The 26,197-nt window shown below is 42.1% G+C and carries 12 protein-coding genes and 1 pseudogene; 3 read left to right on the top strand and 10 right to left on the bottom strand.

The features are described from left to right. Window positions 1–36: 36 nt before the first annotated feature. A complete protein-coding gene (locus tag EQY75_RS11390) occupies window positions 37–933 on the bottom strand; it encodes a metallophosphoesterase (protein ID WP_129605948.1) in 897 nt (298 codons plus the stop codon). 114 nt (window positions 934–1,047) lie between these two features. Between EQY75_RS11390 and EQY75_RS11385 the strand changes: the two genes are divergently transcribed. Beyond that, window positions 1,048–3,420 (top strand): GAF domain-containing protein, encoded by a 2,373-nt coding sequence (locus EQY75_RS11385; protein WP_129605946.1) that lies wholly within the window; start codon window positions 1,048–1,050, stop codon window positions 3,418–3,420. On the opposite strand, the gene EQY75_RS11380 is transcribed toward EQY75_RS11385, so the two are convergent. Beyond that, window positions 3,409–4,632 carry a Pycsar system effector family protein gene (locus EQY75_RS11380; RefSeq protein WP_129605944.1) on the bottom strand — a complete coding sequence of 408 codons (1,224 nt, stop codon included), beginning with the start codon at window positions 4,630–4,632 and terminating at the stop codon, window positions 3,409–3,411. The two genes, EQY75_RS11385 and EQY75_RS11380, sit on opposite strands and share 12 nt — an antisense overlap. A gap of 49 nt (window positions 4,633–4,681) precedes the next feature. On the opposite strand from EQY75_RS11380, the gene EQY75_RS11375 reads away from it, so the two are divergent. After that, window positions 4,682–8,401, top strand: coding sequence for a metallophosphoesterase (locus tag EQY75_RS11375; protein WP_129605942.1), 3,720 nt, complete (start codon window positions 4,682–4,684; stop codon window positions 8,399–8,401). Here EQY75_RS11375 and EQY75_RS11370 read toward each other — a convergent pair. From EQY75_RS11370 to EQY75_RS11345, 6 genes are read right to left on the bottom strand one after another with little or no spacing between them, the layout of a single operon-like run. Next, on the bottom strand, window positions 8,398–9,279 hold the full coding sequence (locus EQY75_RS11370; protein ID WP_129605940.1) for a hypothetical protein: 882 nt from the start codon (window positions 9,277–9,279) through the stop codon (window positions 8,398–8,400). The two genes, EQY75_RS11375 and EQY75_RS11370, sit on opposite strands and share 4 nt — an antisense overlap. A 2-nt stretch (window positions 9,280–9,281) precedes the next feature. Next, window positions 9,282–10,172 carry a GyrI-like domain-containing protein gene (locus EQY75_RS11365; RefSeq protein WP_129605938.1) on the bottom strand — a complete coding sequence of 297 codons (891 nt, stop codon included), beginning with the start codon at window positions 10,170–10,172 and terminating at the stop codon, window positions 9,282–9,284. 4 nt (window positions 10,173–10,176) lie between these two features. After that, window positions 10,177–11,520: a vanadium-dependent haloperoxidase gene (locus EQY75_RS11360; RefSeq protein WP_129605936.1), complete on the bottom strand. Its 1,344-nt coding sequence runs from the start codon at window positions 11,518–11,520 to the stop codon at window positions 10,177–10,179. Further along, window positions 11,517–14,780 carry a VCBS repeat-containing protein gene (locus EQY75_RS11355; protein WP_129605934.1) on the bottom strand — a complete coding sequence of 1,088 codons (3,264 nt, stop codon included), beginning with the start codon at window positions 14,778–14,780 and terminating at the stop codon, window positions 11,517–11,519. The genes EQY75_RS11360 and EQY75_RS11355 overlap by 4 nt, the downstream gene beginning before the upstream one ends. Continuing rightward, window positions 14,773–18,129 carry a VCBS repeat-containing protein gene (locus EQY75_RS11350; protein WP_129605932.1) on the bottom strand — a complete coding sequence of 1,119 codons (3,357 nt, stop codon included), beginning with the start codon at window positions 18,127–18,129 and terminating at the stop codon, window positions 14,773–14,775. The genes EQY75_RS11355 and EQY75_RS11350 overlap by 8 nt, the downstream gene beginning before the upstream one ends. A gap of 5 nt (window positions 18,130–18,134) precedes the next feature. Further along, entirely contained in the window at window positions 18,135–21,443 is a 3,309-nt protein-coding gene (locus EQY75_RS11345; RefSeq protein ID WP_246019873.1) for a VCBS repeat-containing protein, read from the bottom strand. A 179-nt stretch (window positions 21,444–21,622) separates the two neighbouring features. On the opposite strand from EQY75_RS11345, the gene EQY75_RS11340 reads away from it, so the two are divergent. Then, window positions 21,623–23,275 carry a solute:sodium symporter family transporter gene (locus tag EQY75_RS11340; RefSeq protein ID WP_129605930.1) on the top strand — a complete coding sequence of 551 codons (1,653 nt, stop codon included), beginning with the start codon at window positions 21,623–21,625 and terminating at the stop codon, window positions 23,273–23,275. Between the two features lie 21 nt (window positions 23,276–23,296). Here the strand turns inward: EQY75_RS11340 and xylA are convergent. Together xylA and EQY75_RS11330 are read right to left on the bottom strand one after the other, a co-directional pair. Continuing rightward, a pseudogene (gene xylA, locus EQY75_RS11335) lies at window positions 23,297–24,621 on the bottom strand (xylose isomerase). Between the two features lie 4 nt (window positions 24,622–24,625). After that, a complete protein-coding gene (locus EQY75_RS11330) occupies window positions 24,626–26,107 on the bottom strand; it encodes a xylulokinase (protein ID WP_129605928.1) in 1,482 nt (493 codons plus the stop codon). Window positions 26,108–26,197 lie beyond the last annotated feature (90 nt).

Here is a 26,197-nt window from a genome sequence, read left to right as displayed (position 1 = left end):
CAAGGATTTAGGTGGGGCTAGATCTAGAGGTGAATCTTATTTTTTGTGATAATCCTGTAGTTTTTTTGGTCCTTCTAAGACTACTTTCACGATCTGAAGAGTTCCGTCTTCTTTGGTTGCTATATGCCACTTGATCAGTTCAATTTCTCCTCCTTTAATTTCAATTCCGGTGATACTTCTGGGATGTACACAACTGCCATCGTTAAAGAATGGAATGCCCCCCGGACTGGCAAAGCGGGGTCTGTGGGTATGGCCGGCTAAGGTAATCAGTGAATTATTCTGTAGGATCCACTTTTTAATACGACGTTCAACTTTGATGAGTTCCTTGTAATTCTTGGCCGGACTTGTTGGGTCTGCGATGCCCCAGACTTGCAGTGGCCTCCACAATACACGAACCAGAAATCGGCCCCAGCGCCAGAAGGTGTAATTCCACCAGTCAGCCTGATGACCATGGATTAAAAATATCTCTTGCCCGCTGTTTCGGTGTTTGAGAATCAAGGCCTCATGTACATCCAGATCGGGGAATAGGGGCTTATCGATCTCATCGACAGGGTCAAAATACGTGCTCAGATGTTTTTTTACGTAATCCTCATCTTTATAGACCATATCGTGATTACCCCATATCATATGAAGCCGGTTGCCCATAAAGAATTTCCGCAGTAAAAGATACACGTTTTTATGGGCATCAAAAAGTTCCTTAAAACTTGTGTTTTCCCATAATTCATCGCCGTCTCCCAGTTCAAAATATTGAAATCCTTCCTTGTAATAATGAGTCAGGGCATGAAAATAAATATTTCTATTATTGGCAAAGTCATCGGCAAAGCTATTGTCTCCGCGATGACAATCACTAAAGAAGACGAACCTGGAGGAATCATCAAAAAGCACCGTATGTGCATTTTTGTAAGCTCTACTTAGCCTTTTTGAAGAGGACATATAAATAATTTCTATAAATATCCTAAAAAGTGCCGAACATCGGGTAAATTTTAATATCTGCCCTCAAATCGTTTAGTTTTGTAATTTTACACCTCAACAGGAGACTAAGCCCTTATGACTACGGATGTTTCAAATGAATGGCCTCTAAAGCACTTAATCAGTTTTGAAAAGCTGCTAAAGCGCTATGAGGCGATGGCTGAAGGGGATGATGCTTTTCTGGCAGAAAAAGCGAAGCGAATTCTGGAGGCTCAGGCTCCTTATCCTATTCTTAAAGAAGGTTTTACAGACGTTGCTCTGCTGGAGGAACACAAGGATGTTATTTCCATTATCCTTGAAGACGCCTTTTCAGAAGTCTTAAGTGAAAACGAAATAAAGGCAGCTTCCCTGCCTTACCGTGATGTAATTTTCAATGCCACTGACCGATTCAAGAAGATATTAAAAGACGCAGGGAAAGACTTTGTGCCTGTTCTGACCAAGGAAGATGTGAGTCTTGATTACATAATGAATTGTGTCGTTATCCTCAAATTTCACTACGGCTATAAACTGGATTTCCACAGACCTTATTTCTACAAGATTCCGAATAAGGACGGAGTTATTCATTATTATCGTGTCTTGTATAATGCTGATTTTATAGACTTATATCCTACAGAACTAGCAAAAGATCTGAGTCAGGACGATATAGATGAATTGCTGGAAAATCCTAACGATCTCAAATTGTGGAAAGAAAAGATCCCACCTAATAGTTTTATTTCCAAGGGTTTTGTGATCGCGAACATGTTTGATGCAACTGCGGAACAGGCAATTTCTGAGATCAAATCAGAATTAATTGCCTCCAATAAAAGGGGGAGTGATAAATTTATGTCGGACCTGCAGGAAACTTTTAAATCCTTTTTCAGGTTAAAAGATTTACAAGTAGGTTTCTCAACTTATAATCGTGAAGACGATCAGTTTGAAAGAGTATTCGGGAAAGGGATGCATAGTTTCATGCTCAATGAAAGTGATTTTGAGACATGCGACGAAGCACTATGTCAATACTCCTACGAAAAGTTATTAAAGCAGAATGCCTATTTCATCATTTCTGATGTTCAGAAGTATTTTGATCGTTCAGGAGGGATGCAACCCTATAAAAATTTAAAGGATCAGGGCATTAGTAGTGTTATTTTTGCTCCTATCGCTCTTGAAGGGCAATTATTAGGTGTCTTAGAAATTGTTTCAAAAGTCAAAAATCAGTTTAATGGAGTAAATGCCAGGAAGTTAAACGATGTGATGCCTTTCATTGTTTCTGCGGTGGTAAGGTCGAAAAATGAACAAGAAAACCTCATCGATGCAGTGATCCAAAAAGAATGTACTACCATTCATTCTGCAGTATACTGGAAGTTCAGGAAGGAAGCAAAACGCTTTATCAACGAAAATCTGAGAGGGAAAGACCCCTCATTTCAAGAGATTGTCTTTAACGAAGTGTATCCCCTCTATGGGCAAACAGACATTCAGTCGTCTTCAGACGCGCGAAATGAGAGCATACAACGTGATCTGATGATTCAGTTATCTGAAATTAATATCATCCTTCAGGCTGCATTTAAGGAAGATTCCCTGCCGGTTTATGAAGAACTTATTTTTAGGGTTAAAAAGCACATTGAAGAAGTCAGCGAAGTACTTCAAACCAATACTGAACAGTCGATCTACAATTTTGTAAAAACAGAAATAGATCCCGTACTCCTTTATTTAAAGGAACACCGAAAAGATCTTGGCGAACTTATCGCTACATATGAGTCGAGAATTGACGAATCAACAGACACTTATTACGACCATCGAAAGAATTACGATACCACTGTAATGAAGACCAACAGGCAGTTGGCTGCTATCCTGGATGAAGCTCAAAAAAACGCACAGGAGATGTTCCCCCATTACTTTGAGCGTTATAAAACTGATGGAGTAGAACACAACCTTTACATAGGTGGGGAAATTGCCGAGGATCGTAAATTTGATTTCCTATATCTTAATAATCTGCGCTTGTGGCAATTGCAGGTGATGTGCGAAATGGAAAATAGCTATTATAACCTGAAGCCTTTACTGCCTGTTCAACTCGACGTTGCTTCTTTGATTCTCGTCTACCACAGTTCATTATCAATCCGATTCAGGATGGATGAAAAGCATTTTGACGTTGACGGCACTTACAATGCGCGATATGAAGTCATCAAAAAAAGAATAGATAAATCATACATCAAAGGCACTAACCGGCGTCTAACTGAAAAAGGTAAAATTGCAATTGTCTATTCTGAGAAGTCCGATGAACTCGAGTATCTCAGGTACATTTCTTTCCTAAAATCAAAGGGATACTTTACCAACAACATTGAAATAGTGGATTTAGAAGGTCTGCAAGGTGTAACCGGACTCAAGGCAATACGCGCGGAGATTCTTTACAACAAACAGGAAGAACCTCAAAAGACGTATACTTACGAAGACCTGATGGAAGCTTTAAAAGAATAAAGCAGAAGTAGCTTCAGGCAGTTTTAATACTCGTTCCGGGCCATAAAATTTAAGGGCTACGAAAAACGCGATAACCGACAAAATCATCCCGATCATAAATATGGTGTAGGTCCATCGGAGCAATCTATATTTTCGATCCAACACCACCCCCAGGAAGTACAAATCTTTGGTCAAGGAGGAATAGACGTATTTCTTATCCTGAATTAATTCCTGAATAGCCCATTCGTACTCGGGTAAATTCATTTTGTGAAAGTTGCCAAAAAACAAAAGATTGACATCCTTGTTCTTTACATCCTCTTTGGTAAATTCTCCCCGGGTTACATTTGGCCTCGTTGCAAGTATGGACAAAACCATGGAAGCAATCGCAAAAACTAAGAATATTCCAGTGGGATATATCAGGTAATCGTTTGAAGGATTGTCTAGTTTAGGAATGAGATTTGAAAGTACCAGGGAAATAATTATCGCATTTACAGACAATAAAATATTCGCTTTAGTGTCTGCAATGTCACTTAACTTAAGGTGATTCCTCATGGTTACCCGGAACATAGTCTGTATGCCCCTTTCCGGACTCTCATTCTTGAACTGAGCTTTTAATTGCTCTTTTTTAGCAAGTGTTTTACGTGCTTTCTTTTCCTTAATTAGTCGTTTTATATTCTTGTCCTTCCCTTTCTGCCAGTTCTCTTTTGCATAATCGGTGTAGAAGCGATGATCGGTCCTGAACAATTTAATATTTTCTTCCCTCCATTCAGCCGGGGAAAACTCAGCGATTCCCAACAGACGCAACTCTTCACGTAGCAGCTCAGAGGTAGACATATAACTCTTCTGGCGAAAATGCGAAGTATCTGCATCCTTGATGATCTCTTCCGGAAGGGAGATGGGTTCATAGCCAAGCTTAGTAGCCATGATGTATTGGCACACCTTTTCTATAGATGAGTCCTTATAATTGAGTGTTTTTAAAAACGTCCTTGCAATCTCACAACTCTTGGTCTCATGATCTTCGTATCCTTTTGTAAATCCGGTATCGTGAAACCAGGCAGCCAATAAAAGATGTTCTTTTTGCTCGTTTTTTAAGTCTGATGCTTCTATCAATTCTTCGGCTCCAGACACCACACGCTGCGTATGCCTCAGGTTATGGTACAAATATTTAGAATCTAAGCTGTTGGACAAGAGGTCCGTAACATAAACCTCGCTTTTCTCTACTATCTCAGACATATGTTTTATATTAACGAATCCAAAGTACAAAATTTTAACCTCTATTCTTATGCGTATTTGCAAGCAATTGATTTTGTGTTTAATACTCTTGTTTATTACAAGTTGCGCAACATATAAAACCAAGTATGCAAGCCCCCCGAACTTAACGGATAGCACAAGCACCAAAAAGATTACGCATACCTTTTATCTTATAGGAGATGCAGGACTTTCGCCCATGGGGGACATGAACCCCATATTAAAAACGTTTAAAAATCGCTTGAGTAAGGCCAATAAAAAGAGTACGGCCATTTTCCTTGGGGATAATATTTATCCTGCCGGCTTACCCGATAAAAAGGATTCAACAAAGGCCTACCGGGTCGCGAAAAATCACCTGGATGCACAACTGGCCACTTTGGAAGATTTTAAAGGGAAGCCCATTTTTATTCCAGGGAATCACGATTGGTATAACGAAGGCTTGATTGGCCTGAAAAGACAGGAAAATTACATTGAAAAGAAAATCGACAAAAAAGATGTATTCCTTCCGGAAGGAGGATGTCCCATTGATGAAGAGGAAATCTCCGATGACATTTTACTCGTTACCATTGATACTGAATGGTACCTGGCTAATTGGGACCGCCACCCTACAATCAATGACGGCTGCGATATAAAAAGCAGGGAAGCCTTTTTTGAGGAGTTGGAAAGTATCATCAAAAAGAATCGTACGCGAACCACTCTTATTGCAACCCATCATCCCATGTTCACCTACGGTTCTCATAATGGAATATTCTCTTTTAAGAAACACATATTTCCTGTGAATGAGACCTTGCCTTTACCTGTCATTGGCTCGGTTATCAATATCTTAAGACGAACTACGGGGGCTTCTATCGAAGATCTACAAAACAGCAGATATACCGAACTCCGGAAAAGGCTGGTCACCATGGCACAATTTTCCGATCGGGTAATCTTAACCTCAGGACACGAGCACACCCTTCAGTACATTCTGGAGGATAACACCCCGCAGATCGTGAGCGGATCAGGAGCAAAAAAGGGTTATACCAGATTACTCAATGGCAGCAAGTTCTCTACAGGGCATATGGGATACGCTGTTCTTGAAGTGCACGAAGACGGATCTTCAAAGGTTAGATTTTATGGTTTGGATGATCAAGAAAAAGAAAACCTTTTCTTCGTTACCGATGTTTTACCTCCTTTTAGAAACATTAACGAAGACAAGTATCCGGAATCTTTTCCGGAAACCGTAAAAGCATCTGTTTATACCCAGGAAGAGATTGATAAAAGTGGCTTTTACAAAGCTGTTTGGGGAGATCGATACAGAAAATATTACGGCACTGAAGTGGAAGTGCCTACGGTTCGAATCGATACTCTTTTTGGCGGATTAAAACCTGTGCGAAAAGGCGGAGGCCACCAATCGAAATCTCTTAGGTTACGCCACGAAAGTGGCAGGGAATACGTGATGCGGGCCCTGAGGAAGAGTGCCGAATTGTATCTGCAATCCATGGCATTTAAGGAGGAGTACATCGTCGGGGAATTTGAGGATACCTATGTTGAATCTATTTTAAGTGATTTTTATACCGGGGCACACCCATACGCACCTTTTACAATTGGTAAACTATCGGATGCTCTTGGCTTGTTTCATACAAATCCCGTCTTGTATTACGTCCCCAAACAACCTGCTTTGGAAGAATTCAACATTTCATTCGGGGATGAACTCTACATGATAGAAGAACACGCAGGCGATGGGCACGGAGATCTTGAAAGTTTTGGTTTTGCCAATGAACTTAAGAGTACAGAAAGCATGATGGAAGATCTCAGGGAAGACGAAAAATATATGGTGGATAGCGATCTGTATATCAGGGCCCGTCTTTTTGATATGGTTTTGGGAGATTGGGACAGACATACCGACCAATGGCGCTGGGCAGAATTTAAGGATGAGGATAGCGACAAAATAGTCTATAAACCTTTTCCCAGAGATCGCGATCAGGCCTTTTCTGATATGGGCGATGGGGCCCTGATGAGTGTCGCGACCAGAATTATTCCCGGTATGCGACTTATGGAAGGATTCCACGAAGAAATACGAAGTGTGGAAGGATTTAATTCTTCTCCCAGGACCCTTATTCTGGATCTGGCCTTACTCTCGGAAACCACGGAGAAGGAGTGGCTCGAACAGGCCGAGTTCATCAAGCAAAAACTCACCCCTGAAGTAATCGATGAAGCATTTAAAATGTTCCCTGAAGAAGTCAGGGATCAGACCGTAGACGATATCAAAAGAATCTTGTTGTCCAGAGCTTCCCATGTGGCCGAAACCGCCAGGAAATACTATTCCATTATTAATAAGTATACAGTTATTACCGGAACCGATAAAGACGATTGGTTTGTGGTTAATTATCCTGCACAGGGCAAATTAGAGGTTATAGGCTACAGGATTATAGACGGGGAGAAAGAGAAAATGTTTTTTAAAAAGACCTTTTACGAGGAAAGTACAAGGGAAGTCTGGATCTATGGACTTGATGATGACGATAGATTTGATGTTCAGGGAGGCCCTAAAAGTAAAATCAAACTAAGGTTGATAGGAGGGCAAAATAACGACATTTACAATATCAAAAATGGCAATAACATATATGTCTATGATTACAGATCTAAAAAGAACACTTATAAAAGCACCGAAGGGGCAAAGGTTCACAAAACAGATGAATACGATGTAAACACTTATCTTCCGTTTAGAATTAAAGGAAATGCCAACCAGCTCATCCCTACACTGGGTTTTAATCCGGATGACGGCTTTAAAATAGGATTTAGTGATCTCTATGTGTTTAACGGTTTCAGGCAAAATCCATTTACCCAGCAGCATAGGATAAACGCTTCATTTTATTTCGCAACCAGCGGATTTGATTTAGGATATACCGGAGAGTTTGCAAATATTACAGACCAGTGGAATTTTCAGGTGCAGGGCAGATTCACTTCCCCCAATTACAGTATAAACTTCTTTGGTTTCGGAAATGAAAGCATCAACCTTGATGACGACCTTGGTTTGGATTATAACAGGGTGAGACTGCGTAGTTTAATCGTACTTCCCTCCCTGGTGTGGAGAGGTCATTTAGGGGCGAAGTTGAGGACTGGAATCTCATACGAAGACATTTCGGTAGAAGAGACGGAGAACAGGTTTATCAATACATTTTACCAGCTTAACGGAGAGGAAACCTCCAATAGATTTTTTGGGGCAATGGCAGAGTACGCATACGGAAACGTTGACAATTCAGCATTTCCCACCCTGGGGATGTCTTTGCATCTGGAGGCAGGGTACAAAAAGAGCCTGGTTAATCCTGATCAGCAGTATGGATATTTTATTCCGTCCTTTTCGATAAATCACAAATTGGTACCCAGTGGATGGTTGGTTCTCGCCTCCAAGTGGAAAGCCCACTTCAATATGGGTGACGGATATGAATTTTATCAGGGCGCTGCTATAGGCGGAGTTGATGGTTTAAGGGGATTCCGGAATCAGAGGTTTAATGGAAAAACATCGTACTACCAGAATACCGATCTGAGGGTGCGACTCACTAATGTAAAAACTGGAATTCTGCCAAGTACTATCGGACTTTACGGGGGATTCGATTACGGTAGGGTCTGGTTGCCCGGAAGCCCGTCTGACGAATGGCATACCTCATATGGGGGAGGAATCTTTCTCAATGCGTCCAATTTTATTACTGCAAGAACAGCCTTGTTTCAAAGTTCGGACGGACCGAGGCTTACCTTCGGCCTGGGTTTTGGGTTTTAGTATCCCTTTTCTTTCTTCTTTTGGCTATCCGGCAAGGTAAAGGAATACAGGTTTCTTCCTAAACCGTGATTTTCTTCATCTGAAACGTACACGGTTTTATTATCCTTAAAACAAATAGCCTCTAATTGAGACCTCACTCCAAGATCTATAAACTCTACCTTTCCCCCTGAAAAATCAGGTAAATTGAAGTCGCGTATAAGCCAGAGTGATCCATAGCCTAAAAGCGCTATGGTCTTTCCATCCGGCGAGATTGCCGCAGAAGTGATTTGACAAAACGAATAATCGTTACAAGTGGGAAACACACCAACGAGTTCGGCGTCGTACTTACCTTTAACAGCGGGCACCGTGTAAATTAGTGCTTCTCCGCAAAAAGGATTACTCCGGTCTTTGGTAATGATATACAAAAGGCTGTCCAGGTAGAAAAACGCTTCTGTATCATATTTTCTATCGGCAGGCTCAGGAGGGAATTTTTTCTGTTCAGGATAGGAGAATTCAATTTTTTCGGCATCGATCTTATCTCCCTTTTCCTTCAGAGGATTTGGCAGCTTATAGATTATAAACTCCTTTCTTTGGTTCTCATTATTACCAAAATCACCAATGTAAAGATTTCCCGCCTGATCTTGAGTCAGATCTTCCCAATCGTCATTCTTAGCGTTTTTTACCTTAAAATCTCTCAGGTATTCTCCTCCCGAACTTACCTCATAGATCCTGTCCTTGTTGTTGTTGTCTTCAATTAACCAGACCTTATCTGCTTCAAGGGTGGCGATGCCGGAGTTTTCATCTAATTCACCAGGCAAAGAACACAAGTAGGTTAACTGCCCGTGCTGCGCGCAACTCGTACCTATCATGCAGAGAAAAAGTATGGTAAATATCCTCATGCTTAATCCTTTAATGGCATAAATACTTCGGCTTTCCAGCTGAGCTCTTCAACGCCAATGTTGGGGTTGTTATAAAATACTTCAACCGGCAATCCCGTTACTTTAATTCCGTTTTTTTCAGCATGGTCCAATAATTCGTACCAGGCACGATCCGAGGTAATATAGTTTCCGTTATAGACTGCTTTCAGTGCTTTTACAGGTTCACGAAAACCGTATTTGAGATCGGGGTGCTGAGGCAAGCTGTCATTTCTGATGATTGGGTAACAAAAATTGAATTCCAAACTGTCATTTTCCATATCCCATTCCAGGATTTCAATAAAGGGTTTCCCATTTAGTTCAACTCCATTGTTCATAAGAAAAGGATCGAGCAGCGGAAAGTCTAGCATCATTCCTCCAGCTTTACCAAATTGAGTAGTCTTATTATGGACATAAGCGTAATGTGTTGAATCTAAATGGCCCTCTCCAACGATCCTGACCTTAATATTCTCAAGGTGATTGGCGAGTAGATCGGCAAAGTTTTTGAGATTTTTCTTTGTTCGTTTTTCGAAATCCGTATCCATAAACGGGACTTTTAGCTTGTTATTCAAACTAAATGCGCTGTCTTTGGCAAAGACTTTAATTTTGGAAATGGAATCATTTACTGAACTAATTTTCCAGTTATAGATATGAGTTGAATCACCAAAGTGCAATGTCTGGGTGAGCTGTTCCAGATCTTCACCTGCTTCAATTTGAGTGCTATCCAGACTGGTGTTCCATAATTTAATGATTTGATTGATCGTCCCTTTATTAGCTCTTGCTTCCATTGTCACGAGGTAATCATAAGGATAAATAAAAAGATACCCTATGACTCCTCCCAGGATCAGGAAAGAGATGATCAGAAGAATTTTTTTCATGCGACTATTGGGTTTGTGCCAATTGGGATTCGTTTTTCATGCTGAGTTTGTTGACAATAAAGGACCCTAAATCTCGCCCTTGCTTAACCCCAACTTCAACGGCGGCACGATAATGAATACCACCGTACATTCGGCTAATGGCGGCCTCATCGGCTGCTTCTCTGAACGAAGTAAAAGATCTGACAGGAAGGCCATATGGTAACTCGGTATCATCGTCGAACGCAAAGTCTTCTCCATAAATATCGGTAAGTACAACTGAAGCTGCACCTGATACTACACTGTGTCCACTGGTGTATTCCGGAAATGGCGGAGTCTGGAGAACAGGTTTCCAGCTATCGTCTATATGCTCGTTGATCAAAGTTTCTGGTCGGATTAAATTACTCCTGTATTTTTCGTCCCAACAACTTATAAAAGCATCGGCAATTGCCATAGAGGTCTTGGTATAGGCATAAACAGTTTCACTGAAGTCAGATTTCGCTTTTCTGCCGGCAATTTTTACTATTCCAATCCAATGTGCACCAGGGGTGATCTTCTTGGTAGCAAACATAAGGTGCCCTCTTGTTACAGAAACATAAGGGTTACAATCCCAGAATTTTGCAATTTGTATTCCCTCTGATTCATCGCCTTCTTCCTCCATTTGTTTACTGAGGTCATAAACCTCTTTTAGCTCCTTGTAAAAATCAGATCCCTCTTCCATGGTAAAGGGTGGAGGAGGCACAGGCTTAAACTGATCGGCCGATTCAATCACAAAAGGTCTTATTTTGCTCCAGTGGGGTTCTATCCCGGCCATATAGGCGGGGGGAGTGGGTTGCCATCGGAAAGGTTCATCGGTATTTACCGTAAATTTCGGCATTGTGCGTGTCTGTTTGTAATTGTCTTTATCCATCCAGGTAGCGATATGGTCCGCAACTTGCAAGCCGAATTCCTTAGAAGCCTCAAATTCTTTTTTATTTTGAGAAGACCACAAGGCATATAAGCTATCCCTGTAAACTTCCATTTTGTCTTCGCTGAAGATCAACCTTCGGCTTAGGTCGATATGCGCAATCATCGCCGAAAGAGCTGCATTTACGGGTTTTTCAGGATCGGCTTCAGGAATGGACTTCAATTCATGAATCTGGCCCTTGAGAGATTGAAATCTCTCATCATGCTGTGCAATAATTTCATAAGCTGCAATATTGGGGTAAGCAAATATTCTGCTTGCCACCGGAGGAGAAAAAATGTCGTGGATCATGATCTCAGTCACCTTGTCCACTGTGCTGTGCATCAATTCCGGAGACACCTCAATGGGAGTTTCCTCCTTTTGACAGCCAAGGCTGATCAAAACCAGTAGAAGGATTAATTTCTTCATGGTGTTTCGTTTTTATTTATTAATCGGTATAACTGAACGACATCGTCGTTGAATGTTGCCAGTAAATAGGGTTGGTTGCGTACGGTCAGGATGTTGAGATGTCTGATGGATCTATTCATAAAATCCAGTCCCAAGACATCACCCAAAATTACGTTATTTTCCCCTTTTATCATAGCGCCGGGAAAGCTGCCCAGTCTTCCGTGATAAGGCTTCACACCAAAATAGTTACCCGCAGTTAAAACCTCTTCCTTCCCATCATTGTCGAAATCGTATTTGAGAAAAGAAAGGATAGGAGCCAGTTGTAATTCCTGGGGAAAAGGCACAAAACTAAAGCTTCCCGCATCATTGCGCAGATAACCTGACCTCAGTTCATTCACCTCAAAGATCTTAGATTTTTTAAGCAGATCCCGGTCCAGGATTTCTTCAATAGGTTTACCTGCAAAATCTTTATATGCGGTGAATTTTTTCCTCAAGCTCACCAGCTGTTCTGAGAGGCCTTTTAGTCCTTCTACAGGATAATCGCTTCCATTTTTTGCCAAAGTCACAATGGTTTCAGTACTTCCATTATCGTCAAAATCGGCGTAATACATTTTCATGGGAGCTTTTTCTGATGCCTTGAATTTGGTATTTAATCCCCAGTTTCCAAGGAGGTAATCCCTGTCTCCATCCTGGTCAATGTCAAAAGCTACCATACTTTCCCACAAGCCGGCTGGATTTCCTTCTAAGACGTCGTCATTCACTAATTTCTCTCCAGTATTTCTTAAAAAAACAGGAACCATCCATTCCCCTATTACAATAAGGTCGGGGTTTCCATCTTCATTGTAATCATCCCAGAGGGCATCTGTGATCATGCCTAAAGATGACAGGGAATTAATATTGAGTTTTTCAAACCTCCCATTTGTATTTTTGAGCAAATACGATTCGGGAATTCTTCCAAAGTCGTTAGTGATCATTTGATTCCCGACAAATAGGTCGAGGTCTCCATCCTTATCAAAATCGCAAGGCGCTAATACTGAAGTATTTCCGAAAGACTTGGGCAAGGGTTGGCCAACAAAGGTAGAATCGGCCTGGAGATATAGCCTATCCAGGAGTGGGGCCATTTCGTTGTAAAAATCGGCTCCCCCTGTCCCTATTAATAAATCATTCTTGCCGTCATTGTTGAAATCTTCAAGTAATGCTACCACGTCCTCAGTAATAGAATCCCGGCTGATCTCAGGTATTTCTTTTTCTTCAAATCCTCTTTGAGTCTGAATGTATACCGCGGAAGGATAAAATTTAGATCCACCAAAGAATAAATCTTCAGCTCCATCCCCGTTGATATCTCCCAGGGCAACTGCGGGTCCTCGATCTGAGAATTTATAAGGAATTAGTTTTTGGCGGTTAAAATCAATATAGGGATCTTCCTGATGACTAAAGGTAATTCCCATATTTCCCTCTTCCTTTTCAAATAAAGGCGAGTATTCTCTCTCTAACCAAGGGTTCTGAAAGGGAACATTCTTATCCGGACTTACAACTAATGTTTGATTTACGGCAATATCTTTCAAAAGCTGAGTAGTTTGGTCTGGCCAAAGTATGCGCAATGAATCTACCTTGTTCTCTTTTCCGTAGCCAAAATGCAAGATGGGTTCCGAAGAAGCCTGGAAACCTCTAACCGTATACAATTCCCGGTATTGAAGTTTGCCCTTGTGGTATGAAAATACTTTTGTCCCTATTCCCATCCGGTTTTTACCGGGATAATTGAATCTGAGCTTTAAATAACTCGCATTGGTATCGGTTTGATTGATATAAAGCGAAGCCGTACTGTTAATATTATTGGTCACCAGGTCTAGATCCCCGTCATTATCAAGGTCTCCCAAGGCTGTGGCCCCGGAAAAAAGAGTGTCCCCGGTTATCCAATCTTCAGACCGGTCGATAAAACGAAGACTGTCTGTGCCCTGGAAAATATAATTGTGGACGGCACCTGAGGGCATCATGTTCAGGGCTTCCTGATCCATCAATTTCGTATTGTTGATCTTATTTTTGATCTGATCGCTGGAAACAAAGTTGATAAAATCCAGATCATTAGGACGCTTGGGTATCCCATTCGCTATAAAAATATCCTGTTCGGTATCCGCGTTAAAATCGGCAAAAAGCGCACTCCAACTCCAGTCGGTAGCTGCAATACCGCTGATAAGCGCAGTTTCCTGAAAGCCGTAACCGGGACGGTTTACATGTAGCATATTACGCGTAAACTGATAGTGGTAACCGTACTGATTGATCCTCATATTCTGTATTTGAACATCGTCATCGCCTTCAGAGGATTTCAATATTGTCTCGTCTTCCGGAAGCATGTCCAGGGAAAGGATATCAGGCCATCCATCGTGATTAATATCTGCTACATCATTTCCCATAGAAAACCTTGTTGTATGACCGAAATAAGTCCTGAGCTCATCGGTAAAGGTCCCGTCTCCGTTATTGAGATAATAGTAATCATCTTCGTGGAAGTCATTACCCACATAAATGTCTGGATAGCCGTCTTGATTAAAATCGCTAACGGTCACGCCCAGGCCATAACCATTGACCCCTCCATAAATCCCTGCTTCTTCACTCACATCAACAAAGGTATCTCCGTCATTCCTGAGTAGTTTGTCTCCTGTTTGAAAATCCCTTTTATACCTGAGGTCTGCCTTGCCAAAGGATTCCTGAGTATGTACAGCATGATTTAAAAGGTAAATATCGAGATCACCATCCAGGTCGTAATCGAGGAAGGCTGCATTGGAGCTGAAAGTGTCAAAATCCAGGCCGTATTTTGAGGCACTTTCTGTAAAAGTGAGGTCTCCATTATTGATATAGAGTTCGTTGTACCCGTTAAATCCATTGATGCCGATCACCGCGCAAACATAAATATCGAGCAGACCGTCGCCATTTACGTCACCCATCACTGCTCCGGTATTCCATGTGCTGTTACCTTCAATCCCGGCATCAGCAGAAATATCTTCAAAGCTCAGATCGCCTTTGTTGAGATACAGTTTATTTTTCACCTGATTTCCCGAGAAAAAGATGTCGGGCAACGTATCGCCATTGATATCGCCGATAGCTACTCCACCGCCATTATAGAAATACAGATAATCCAGGATGTTTAACTCGTCCGTTTCAATCAGTGTATTCTCAAAGCTGATCCCTGTTTCTTCAGATGTAGGGTTTTTAAACAGATCACCCCCGTTCGAGTTACACCCCAGAAGTACCGATATCAGAGCAAAAAGAACTACTTTTCTAATCATTGAGTCTGTAGATCTTGGGTTTAGTGTCATTTAAAGCAGCAAAAACGAAGGTATTGCCTTCCCGGTCCTTAAATTGTTTGATATGTTTCACTTCATCCCTGATAAAGAATCCACTCTTTGTATACTCCTTCCACTTGTAGTCGAGGTCTTTGTTCCCTAAGAGAACATTCCCATAATTGGCGTCGAGGCGGGAAAACTGTGGTTTAAACTCAAAATTATTTCCTCCCATAATAAGGTCGAGGTAACCGTCATTGTTTACATCAGCGCATGAAATGCCACATACACAAGATAATTGTACCCTAGATGGCAGAACCTTAATCTTGAATTTTCCATTCCCCTCATTGATCGCAATGACCGATTCAGAGATACCTGATTTTTTCATGATCGAACTCTCAAACACGGGTTTTGGCCACAGTTCTGCTATGGTCTTTCGAGCGTATTCAGAAGCTTTTAAATTTTGCTTTTTCAGGGAAACAATCTGATTGGTAAGTTCTTTTTTCTGATGGAGGGGATAGTCCTGCCCGTTTTCATTAAGGGTAACGATCTGCTCTATAGTTCCATTCCCGTCAAAATCGTTGATCCACATCTTCATTGGTCTTTCCAGTGTAGGTTTATAGTGAAGATTGGCGCCTTGATTTCCAAGGACAAGGTCTTGGTCTCCGTCATTGTCCAGATCGGCGGCTTCCACCACATTCCAAAGACCGTCAAGACTGTCCAGCGAAGAAGTCATCTTTGCCAATCTGCGGCCCGTATTCCGAAAAATTATTGGCGTTCCCCATTCAGAGACGGTTACCAGGTCCTTACGGGAATCTCCGTCCATATCGGCCCATACAGCATTTGTGATCATTCCCGCATCTTTGAGATCGTAGGCCAACCGTTCAGTGGCATCCCGAAATTCGCCAATTCCGTTATTTTCAAGGAATAAATGATCCGGATCTACACCATAAGTGCCTACTACGCTTCGGGAACCGATAAATACATCAATGTCTCCGTCCTCGTCAAAATCAAATGGGGCTATAGTAGAGATATTTTTAAAGGTTGAAGGTAAAATCTGTTCCGATTTTTGAAAGTTTCCCATTCCGTCGTTCAGGTATAATCTAGACCTGTATGTCATTTCTTCTCCAACCTGATTTCCTCCCGTACCTACCATCAGATCCAAATCTCCGTCACCATCTGCATCGAAAAAAGCTGCTGCAGTGTCTTCATAGTCTCTGTCTTCAAGAAAAACACTTTGTCTCAGTGGCCTCATCTTCCCATCACCCAGGTGCTGGTACAGAACTCCTTCCTGTCCGGCCGCTCCTCCCAGGAAGACATCTTCGTTCCCGTCTCCGTTTATATCGCCTATTGCCAGCGCTGGACCTTCCTGTGAAAGTAATTTGTATATCAGGCCTTCGTAGTCAAAATCATTGTAATTATTTTCCTGATGGGCCAGGAGTCTGGAATTATCCAATTCCTTCAAAAGCGGCTTAATGTCATCAGATTTACCTTGCTTGTAGACTCCTTCAGCTTGATCGTAATTCAGATTGATGGATTGATCTGCTGTAAGATCGACCAATTTCTGAGTCTTGTCATCCGGCCAGATTACCCGGAGGGAGTCAACTTTGGTTGAATTTCCAAGGCCAATAGTCATTTCGTAATCCATAGAGGACTGAAATCCTCGAGAAGGAATCAATTCCTGGTATACCACATTATCCTCGTAGTAGAGATTTACTGCGGTGCCAACGGCAAATTTATTGGTCTCCGGACCTTTAAATCTGAGCTTGATAAAATGGTTATCCGTTAAGCTATCGGTTCTGTTTTCGTAGATAAAGGAAACCATATTGACGTTGTTGATGACCAGATCGAGGTCTCCGTCATTATCGAGGTCTCCATAGGCAGCTCCATTCGACATGGTTGGGAGCTCAAAGCCCCATTCTTTGTTGGCATTGTCAAAAGTGAGGTCTCTGTTGTTCTTGTATGCATAATTCGGTTGTGGCCTGATCGGCATTTTATTAATGATAGAATCGATCGATTCTTTTTTACCGGTCAACGCCATCTTTTGGATGATCTCATTGGCGAAGAAATCAACGAAGTCAAGATCTGTAAGGTCGTGATTGATTCCATTGGTGATAAAGATATCCCTGAATCCATCATTGTCCATATCGAACAAAAGTCCTGCCCAGCTCCAATCTGTGGCATCTACACCACTGAAATAGGCGATCTCGGAAAATGATCCGTTCCCGTTATTGAGTTGCAGCGTATTTTGTATGTACTGCTGATAGAAATCTTTGTCCTGTTTGAGTCGGAAAACGTCATAGCCGTCAAATTCCATTACTGATTTTACCCTTTCATCGGCTTCGGGAAGCATATCCGTGATGAAGATCTCGGCATGTCCGTCATTGTTGATATCAGCCATATCAATTCCCATAGCAGACAAGGACAAATGAGATGTCCATTCTTTGATCTCTTCAGAAAATGTCCCGTCCTGATTGTTGATATAGAGGTAATCTCTTTCATAGAAGTCGTTTGAGACGTAGATGTCCGGATATAGGTCTTTATTGATATCTGTGATCATCACACCAAGACCAAAACCTATAAGGCTTCCGTAAATTCCGGCCTCTTCACTAACGTCTATAAAAACACCATTGTCATTGCGAAGGAGCATGTCTCCAACTCCTTTGAAAATGTCCGGTACACCTTCCCAATCCTGTGCCCTTACATCCCTTTGTCCGGCGTATCCAAGACTGCTGACAGGAATATTGCTGTTGTTGAGGATATAGGCATCTAGATCCCCGTCTTTGTCGTAGTCGAAAAAGGAAGCATGGGTTGAGAATCCGGTTTTAGCCAGGTTGTATTCAGCAGCTTTTTCGGAAAAAGTAAGATCTCCATTATTGATATAGAGGTCGTTGTCATGGTTATCACCTTCCATATTTCCGGCATTGCTTACATAGATGTCGAGTAAGCCATCTTGATTAATATCAACCATTACAACCCCGGTAGACCAAGGCTTACTGCCTTCTACCCCTGCTGTAAGTGTAATATCCTCAAATTTTAAATTCCCCTTATTGAGATATAATTTGTTCTCTACCATGTTCCCGGTGAGGTAGATATCCGGCAGGCCATCGTTGTTAATGTCTCCAATTGCAACGCCTCCTCCATTGTAAAAATTCCTGTATTTGAAGATGTTGAAGTTCTTCTGGTTTTCTACTTTGTTAATAAAATCAACGCCACTGTCTTCAGGAGAGAGAAGATTAAATAGTGTTGGCTTTGAGTCTACTTCAGCAAGCTGATCTTTGTTTTCAGAAGTACAACCAGAAAATAGGAGTATACAACATAAAAAACCTGGCAAAAGTGATGTTAATATTCTCATTGAATTTATTCCTTGTATTTAAACATATGCGGAGACCCGTTATTGATCCCGATAATTAAATAGTCCTGTTCCTTTATTTTGATTTGCCCTATAGATCTGGCTGGTCCGGATATGTCCATTTCCGGTGATTTTATCCAATTGAAATCCCCCTTTTTATTGTTCAGCAAAATTATGCCATGTGCGGCATCCAACCTACCCAATTGAGTACTAATTTCATAGGCGTTACCTACCAGTAAGATATCCTCAAATTCATCTTTATTGAAATCGGCAACAAAAATGTCATGGATGATAGATGCCTGTGCCATTCGGGGAATATCACGTGGGGTAAAATTCCCTTGGCCATCATTCACCAAATAGATGCTTCTTAGCACATAAAGTTGCTTTTTCTCTGCATTTGCTAAAGCCGTTTTAGTAAACATTTGCTCAAGATCTGCAGCGGCAAAACTTTTATAAGACAAAAATTCCTTGTTGAGAAAAGGCATTTGTTTAACCAATTCGTCTTTTGAGGCAAAAGGAGTTTCTTTTCCTCCTTCGTAATAAGTGACCAAGGGGTCCGTAGTGCCATTCTGGTCAAAATCAGCCCTGTAAAGGGTAATAGGAAACTCCCTGGTGGCTTTTAGCCTGCTGTTCAGGCCCCAATTCCCTGCAATAAGGTCAAGGTCTCCATCGTGGTCAAAGTCAGCTACCCCAAGCGTATTCCACCAGCCGTTAGTCTCTTGCAAGCCGTTGTTGGCCATAGGTTTGAGCACACCATTTATGCTTTTTAAAACCGTAATAGGTTCCCAGTATCCGGCCACTACCATGTCATCTTCCCCATCCTTGTCAATATCGGCCCATACGATATCTTTTACGCTTGGCAATTCAATGAAGGCACGATATGCCTCAGAATTATCTTCCTGAAAATTCCCTTCCCCGTCATTCAGATAGACATATTGCCGACTGGAAGAACCAAATTCCAAAGGCTGCTGATCCGAAGCTATCAGTACATCCAAATCGCCGTCATTTTGAAGATCCCTTACCACTACTTTTGAAGCATTTGTCTCCAGATTTTTGAATTGAACTGTGTCTCTGATCAGAGTACCTTCCTGGTTCATATACAGCCTTGGCTGCAGCCTGCTTCCTTCTCTAAATTCGTTACCACCACTTACTACCAGGAGATCGGGCCATGAATCTCCGTTTGCATCAAAGAAAACATGGGAGGTATCTTCATTCATTTCATCGAGTAGAAAGAGATCTTCCTGAGAAGAGACCAATTGTCCGTCTTGCTGTTGGATAAACAAGCTGGAAGGCTGAGCTTTGGCGCCACTAATAAAGAGATCATCCCGCCCGTCCATGTTCACATCAGCCACAGAAACCTCAGGCCCTGCATTGGTATTGGCGAAGGGGACCATGGGGTCGCGGTCAAATTCAAGAGTCGCGGGTTCCTTATGCCTAAAGGGAATTGTATTTTCGACGAATTCCAAATCAATTCCGGCCGACCTTTTTAAAAAGTGGGATGGCATAGTATCCTTTGCTTCTGATGCCTTTAAGGTTATTTTGGTATTGATGTCCGGGTTGATGATCAGCTGACTCGTACCCATGGGCCAAATTACCCTAAGAGAGTCAATCGTTGTTGATTCGCCAAGACCAAAATGAAGACCGGTCGGAACAGCAGAAAGAAACCCTCTGGAGACATATTGCTCCTGCATTTGCTCTTTTCCGTCCTGATAAATAATCACCTTTGTGCCAAGGCTATAAGTATTCTTCAGATCGCCCTGAAGAGAGATTTTAAGGTAGTTGGTATTCGGTTGCCCGGCACTCAGATTTTTGAGAATAAGGGCTTCTTCATCTACGTTATTGACAATAATTTCGAGATCGCCGTCATTGTCGAGATCTGCATAAACGGCTCCGTTTGAAAACGAAGGGATTTTGTTGTACCAAGAAGCAGTTACATCCTCAAATGTGAGTTGCCCCGTATTTTTCATAAAATAATTCGGCGTCTTTTTCTGCGGTATTTCTTCGATGAAAGTCATGTCTTCAGAAGACATCCCCGATTCCAATCGCCTTTGTATGGCATCATTAGAGATAAAATTAATAAAGTCCATATCATTGGTGGCCCTCTTAATGCCATTAGAGATATAGGCGTCTTTATAACCGTCATTGTCATAGTCGGCCAGTAAAACACTCCAGGACCATTCTGTTGCTGAGATTCCTGCAAGTTGCCCTATTTCGCTAAACGATCCATCACCGAGATTGAGGTGAAGGGTATTTTGCATAAACTGCGGAGCATAACCGTTTTTTAAATAGTATTGATAGGAGGGATATGGATATTCCAATCCTGAGGTTTTGTAGGTTTCCAGATCTTCCGGCAGCATATCCAGGGAGACGATATCTGTTAATCCGTCATTGTTGATGTCTGCAATGTCATTTCCCATCGAAAAATGGGTGGTATGTCCTAAGGCCGTGTCATCTGCTGATATTATTTCTTTAAAGGTGCCGTCCTTCTGATTGATATAGAGATAATCATTTTCAAAGAAGTCATTTCCTACATAAAGATCGGGATAACCGTCTTCATTGAGATCGCTAACGCCTAATCCTAAGCCATAGCCTATTCTGCCCTGATAAATACCGGCCTCTTCTGAAATATCCCGGAAAAAGCCATCTTCATTTTTAAACAGGCGATCGCCGGAAGCAGGATCGTATTGCAGGCGCTGAGAACCTTTCCCGTAGGTCATGTTTGGGTGTACGGAATGATTGAGGAGAAACATATCGAGATCCCCGTCGAGATCGTAATCAAAGAAGGCAGCCTGAGTGGAAAACCCACTAAAATCGAGGCCGTAAGATTCAGCCTCCTCCTTAAATTCGGGTATTCCTTCTTTGTTGAGTCCCTGATTTATGTAAAGTAAATTTTTTCCGCTGATATTTCTGAAACTCCCCACCTTGCAGACATAGATATCCAGCAGGCCATCGTTGTTGACGTCTGCATGTGTTACCCCGGTAGTCCAGTTTCCCGAATTGTCAATTCCTGCGGTTTCGGTAATCTTTTCAAACCGGAGATTTCCCTTGTTGAGGTAGAGTTGATCTGCTTCCTGATTCGCCGTAAAATACAGATCAATCAGGCCGTCATTGTTGAAATCAGCTGCAGCAATCCCCGCCCCGTTAAAGAAATACAGATAATTGAGGATATTAAGTTCAGGAGTTGCCGTCAGCGTATTACTGAAATCAAGACCAGTGCTGGATGCACTCAGTTTTTCGAAACGTTTTGCAGGGGAATTCTGGCATCCGGTTAAAACTATCGAAAGCAATACAGTATACCTTAATATCCTTTTCATCATGCTTTAGAAAGAGGGATGCAAGATACTTAATCCGTTACGAAGATGGAAATTTGAACCGTCCTAGTTTGGCGGCCGATAGGTCTTTAAAACAGGCGTGGTATGATTTATGGGTCAATGAGGTAGTAGTTCGTAAATAAACTAATATATTTAGAGAGACTAACTAATTAATTTCCGGTAAAATGATTGGTATCATATCATTTATAGGCTTCACTTCCCTTGTAGCCATCATCTCATATTTTGCAACACGTACCACTGATGAAACTTCCTCTGACGGATATTTTCTGGGTGGGCGTAGTTTAACAGCAGGGGTAATAGCAGGTTCCTTGCTCCTTACCAACTTATCAACTGAACAAATTGTAGGGCTTAACGGAAGTGCATACAAGGATGGATTATCTGTTATGGCCTGGGAAACCCTGGCCGCTATTGCCATAGTGGTAACTGCGGTTTTTCTTTTACCGAGATACCTGAAAGGCGGACTCACAACAGTGCCTCAATTTTTGGCAAAACGATTTGATGTAACGACAAAGACAATTACTTCCGGACTTTTCCTTACGGGCTATGTGGTGGTGCTGCTTCCAGTGATCCTGTACTCCGGTTCGGTGGCCATAAGCGGGATGTTCAATGTTCCGGAACTTTTGAATGTGTCTGATAAAACAGCCCTTGTTTTGTGTATCTGGGGCATAGGAATTATTGGGTCGATCTACGCAGTTTTCGGCGGTTTGAAGGCCGTTGCCGTTTCTGATAGCATCAACGCCATAGGGCTGATCATTGGAGGTATTCTGATTCCCATATTCGGACTGATGGCAATTGGGGATGGTAGTGTTTTTGACGGATTGGAAACTTTGATGACTACGAATCCCGAACGCTTCGATTCTACAGGTGAGGCCGGACAAGAAGTACCTTTTACGACCATATTTACAGGGATGATGCTCGTTCAACTTTTTTATTGGGGAACGAATCAGCAGATCATCCAGAGAGCGCTGGCAGCTAAGAATCTGGCTGAAGGCCAAAAAGGACTGCTTTTGGCATCTTTTTTAAAGATTCTTGGACCACTGATCCTTGTACTACCCGGGATGATCGCATATCATTATTTTGACGGCGGATTGGCATCGAGTGACCTCGCTTATCCCGAACTGGTTCGTGCTGTCTTACCCAAACCCCTGATAGGCTTCTTTGCTGCTGTTCTTTTTGGAGCTATTTTAAGTTCCTTCAACAGTGTTCTCAATAGCTCGGTGACCTTATTTGGGATAGATATTTACAAACAACATATCAATAAAGAAGCCCCTGAGAAAACGGTGGTAAAGTACGGAAAGATTTTTGGAGTCTGTCTGGCACTTGCTGCTATGTTCATAGCTCCCATGATCGCAAATGCCGGTAGCTTATTTAACTACCTACAGGAAATTAATGGAATTTACAGCATCCCCATCCTAACGATCATTGTCATTGGTTACCTCACCAAAAGGGTGCCTGCTATTGCTGCAAAAATTGGAATTATCTCCGGATCGTTACTTTATATCATCTCCCAGTTCTGGTTGCAGCCTAAGTTTGTGTCCTCTGCTTTGGAAAATGCAAAGGCAAATGGAATAAGTGATCCAGCACAACTAGCGCTGGTAGAGGCAGACGCCTATCCTCATTATTTACATGTGATGGCCATATTATTTATTGCCAATATTGGAATCATGTTGCTTATTGGTAAATTTAAACCAAGGGCTACTCCTTATGTACAGGAGTATACTGAGCAGGTAGAGATTACTCCGTTCAAGTACGTAAAGCAAATGGGCCTGATCATCGTAGCAATAGTCATCGGTATTTACGTTTATTTTGCGCAGTAAATTTCCCGGAATTCAGAAAGATCAGAAGTATTGGTTAATGATGTTTTCCAGCATTTCCTGTTTTCCACTGTGTAGAGCAGGTTCTCCTGATTGCAAGGAGATCTTGTAAAGATCATCAAGGGTTAACTCGCCTGCTTCAAAGGCCTTGCCCTTCCCAGAGTCGAATGAACTGTATCGTTCCTTCAGAAAGTCTTTGTATAGAGAATGGGTCAGGATGTTGTCAGCGGCCAGGAGTGCCCTGGCAAAAGTGTCTACTCCGCCTATATGAGCGTGGAAGATGTCATCTAGGTCTGTAGAGTTCCTTCTGATTTTCGCATCAAAATTAATGCCTCCTCCCTGCAATCCTCCTTTCATCAGAAATACCAACATGGCTTCGGTGACTTCAAACAGATTATTAGGGAACTGGTCAGTATCCCAGCCGTTTTGGTAGTCTCCTCTGTTGGCATCTAGGCTTCCCAACATATTTTGCGAAGCGGCTACGGCCATTTCGTGTTGCATGGTGTGGCTAGCCAGTGTTGCATGGTTAAATTCGAGGTTGAGTTTAAAATCACCCTGCAGGTCATATTGATTTAGAAAGCCCATTACAGTAGCGGCATCAAAGTCGTACTGATGTTTCATAGGCTCCATAGGTTTGGGCTCCACAAAGAAATTGCCTTTAAAACCCTGATTACGGGCATAGTCGCGTGCCATTCCTAAAAAACGACCCATATGTTCCTGCTCGCGTTTGAGATCGGTGTTTAAGAGCGACATATAACCTTCACGTCCACCCCAGAAGACATAGTTCTCTCCCCGAGTTCCAGGGTTAAATCCAGGGCCAGTTTAATCTGTGCTCCTGCTCTGGCTACGACCTTAAAATCGGGGTTTGTAGCTGCTCCGTTCATATATCTGGGGTGTGAAAAGCAATTGGCGGTACCCCAGAGCACGTTTATACCTGAAGCTTTTTGTTTCGCTTTTAGGTAGGAGGCGATTTTCTCAAGCCTTTTTTCAGATTCCAATAGGCTTTCTCCTTCTGCTACCAGGTCATAATCATGGAAGCAATAGTAATTAAAACCCATTTTGGTGATAAATTCAAAAGCCGCATCTGCTTTAGCTTTGGCTGCTTCAATAGGATCTGTAGGATGGTCCCAGGGAAAGGATTGTGTTCCCGCTCCAAAAGGATCAGCCCCTTGCCCGCAAAAGGTATGCCAGTAGGCAACTGCAAACCTAAAGTGGTCTTTCATTTTTTTTCCCGCAACCCATTGCTCAGGATTGTAGTATTTATAGGCCAGGGGATTATCTGATTCAGGCCCTTCGTATTTTATAGGGTCAATTCCCTTAAAATATTCACGATCTCCAAGTAATGCCATTTTGCTAGTGTTTTAATTGTAATTCCAGTTCCATTTTCCAAAGTTGATAAGCCTGAATATACGGACCTGTATTTTTCTCAGGAGTAAAGGTATTAACGAGGTCGTTGTTTTGAACGGCTTTGCTGAATGATTCAAATCCAGATTGATGTATCATGCATGCCCGGGCGGCACCTACAGCTCCAGTAGTATTGTAGATTTCTATGGGATGTCCAAGGAGGTTACACATGGTCTTTGAAAATACGGCAGATCTAAATAAATTGTCATTACCCGCCCTGGCTACTTTTATTTCGCTGCCCTCTGAGATAAGGATTTCTATCCCGTACATCAGGGCAAAGCAAATCCCTTCCAGGGTGGCCCGACAAAGGTGAGCTGCAGTATGCCGGTTCAGATCGAGATGTTGGAATGACGATCCCGGGTTTTGATTGTGCAGGACTCTTTCGGCCCCATTTCCGAAAGGGAAAACCAGTAAACCTTCCGAACCTATCGGAATGCTGGCTGCAAGCTCATTCATCTCCGTATAGGTTTCTATTTTCAGCTTGTTTTTTAACCATTTGTATTGTATTCCGGCACCGTTGATACATAACAACTTCCCAAGAAATGTTTGGGAGGAAGAATAGTTTACATGGGCAAAGGTATTTAGCCTTTCAATTTCTTTTGTCTTTAATTTATCGCTGACGTAATAGACCACTGCTGACGTTCCGCCTGTCATAGCCATATTATCCGGATAAAAGACATTAAGGGACAGGGCATTATTAGGTTGGTCCCCGGCGCGATAGAGCAGGGGTGTACCTTCTGCCAAATTACATACTTCGGCGGCTGTATCGGAAACTTCACCTTGATGTCCAAAGGTGGGCACTATAAGGGGGAAATGATGCTGTTTTAACCCCAAGGAATTGATAAGGGCGGAGGAAATTTCCTTTTCCTTAAAATCCCAAAAAATCCCTTCAGTAAGTCCGGGAATAGTGGTTGCAGGTTTACCGGTAATCTTACTGGCAATATAGTCGCCAGGGAGTAGGATTTTATCTATTTGCTTATAAATTTCGGGTTCGTTCTCTTTGATCCACTTTAATTTAGAGGCGGTAAAATTCCCTGGTGAATTCAGCAAATGAGAGGTGCAGTATTCAATTCCCAAATCCTCAACGGCCGTCTCGCCAATTTCCACAGCACGACTATCGCACCAAATGATGGCTTTTCTCAGGGGCAGGCCATTCTTGTCAACCACTACAAGGCCGTGCATCTGATATGCGATACCTATTCCGCTTATGTCTTCCTTCTCAACCGAGAACTTATCCAGGATAGTAGTTATAGCATAACAGGTATGATTCCACCATATATCTGGATCCTGTTCTGCCCATCCTTTTTTTTTGGACTCTATAGGTAATTCCGTTTCAGGCTCCTTGTGAATGCCGAATACTTTTCCGCTTTCGGTCTCAACCAGTGCGACTTTAATAAACGAACTGCCTATGTCGATTCCCAGATAGTACATTAAGTAATGGATGATAGTAAAGAAAGGTAGGAGAATAAAATGGAAAGCACAAGCAAGGTTTTGGGATTGTAATACCTGTGAATGGAAAAT

This window comes from Muriicola soli (assembly GCF_004139715.1).
GTDB lineage: Bacteria > Bacteroidota > Bacteroidia > Flavobacteriales > Flavobacteriaceae > Muriicola > Muriicola soli.
The sequence above is the reverse complement of the archived record's forward strand: the minus strand, read 5'-3'. Positions and strand labels throughout refer to the sequence as shown.

Coding starts and splice junctions, on each gene's coding strand:
- EQY75_RS11375 (WP_129605942.1), top strand. CDS start 4,682: ATGCGTATTTGCAAGCAATTGATTTTGTGTTTAATACTCTTGTTTATT.
- EQY75_RS11360 (WP_129605936.1), bottom strand. CDS start 11,520: ATGAAGAAATTAATCCTTCTACTGGTTTTGATCAGCCTTGGCTGTCAA.
- EQY75_RS11330 (WP_129605928.1), bottom strand. CDS start 26,107: ATGTACTATCTGGGAATCGACATAGGCAGTTCGTTTATTAAAGTCGCA.
- EQY75_RS11385 (WP_129605946.1), top strand. CDS start 1,048: ATGACTACGGATGTTTCAAATGAATGGCCTCTAAAGCACTTAATCAGT.
- EQY75_RS11365 (WP_129605938.1), bottom strand. CDS start 10,172: ATGAAAAAAATTCTTCTGATCATCTCTTTCCTGATCCTGGGAGGAGTC.
- EQY75_RS11380 (WP_129605944.1), bottom strand. CDS start 4,632: ATGTCTGAGATAGTAGAGAAAAGCGAGGTTTATGTTACGGACCTCTTG.
- EQY75_RS11370 (WP_129605940.1), bottom strand. CDS start 9,279: ATGAGGATATTTACCATACTTTTTCTCTGCATGATAGGTACGAGTTGC.
- EQY75_RS11345 (WP_246019873.1), bottom strand. CDS start 21,443: ATGATGAAAAGGATATTAAGGTATACTGTATTGCTTTCGATAGTTTTA.
- EQY75_RS11355 (WP_129605934.1), bottom strand. CDS start 14,780: ATGATTAGAAAAGTAGTTCTTTTTGCTCTGATATCGGTACTTCTGGGG.
- EQY75_RS11390 (WP_129605948.1), bottom strand. CDS start 933: ATGTCCTCTTCAAAAAGGCTAAGTAGAGCTTACAAAAATGCACATACG.
- EQY75_RS11350 (WP_129605932.1), bottom strand. CDS start 18,129: ATGAGAATATTAACATCACTTTTGCCAGGTTTTTTATGTTGTATACTC.
- EQY75_RS11340 (WP_129605930.1), top strand. CDS start 21,623: ATGATTGGTATCATATCATTTATAGGCTTCACTTCCCTTGTAGCCATC.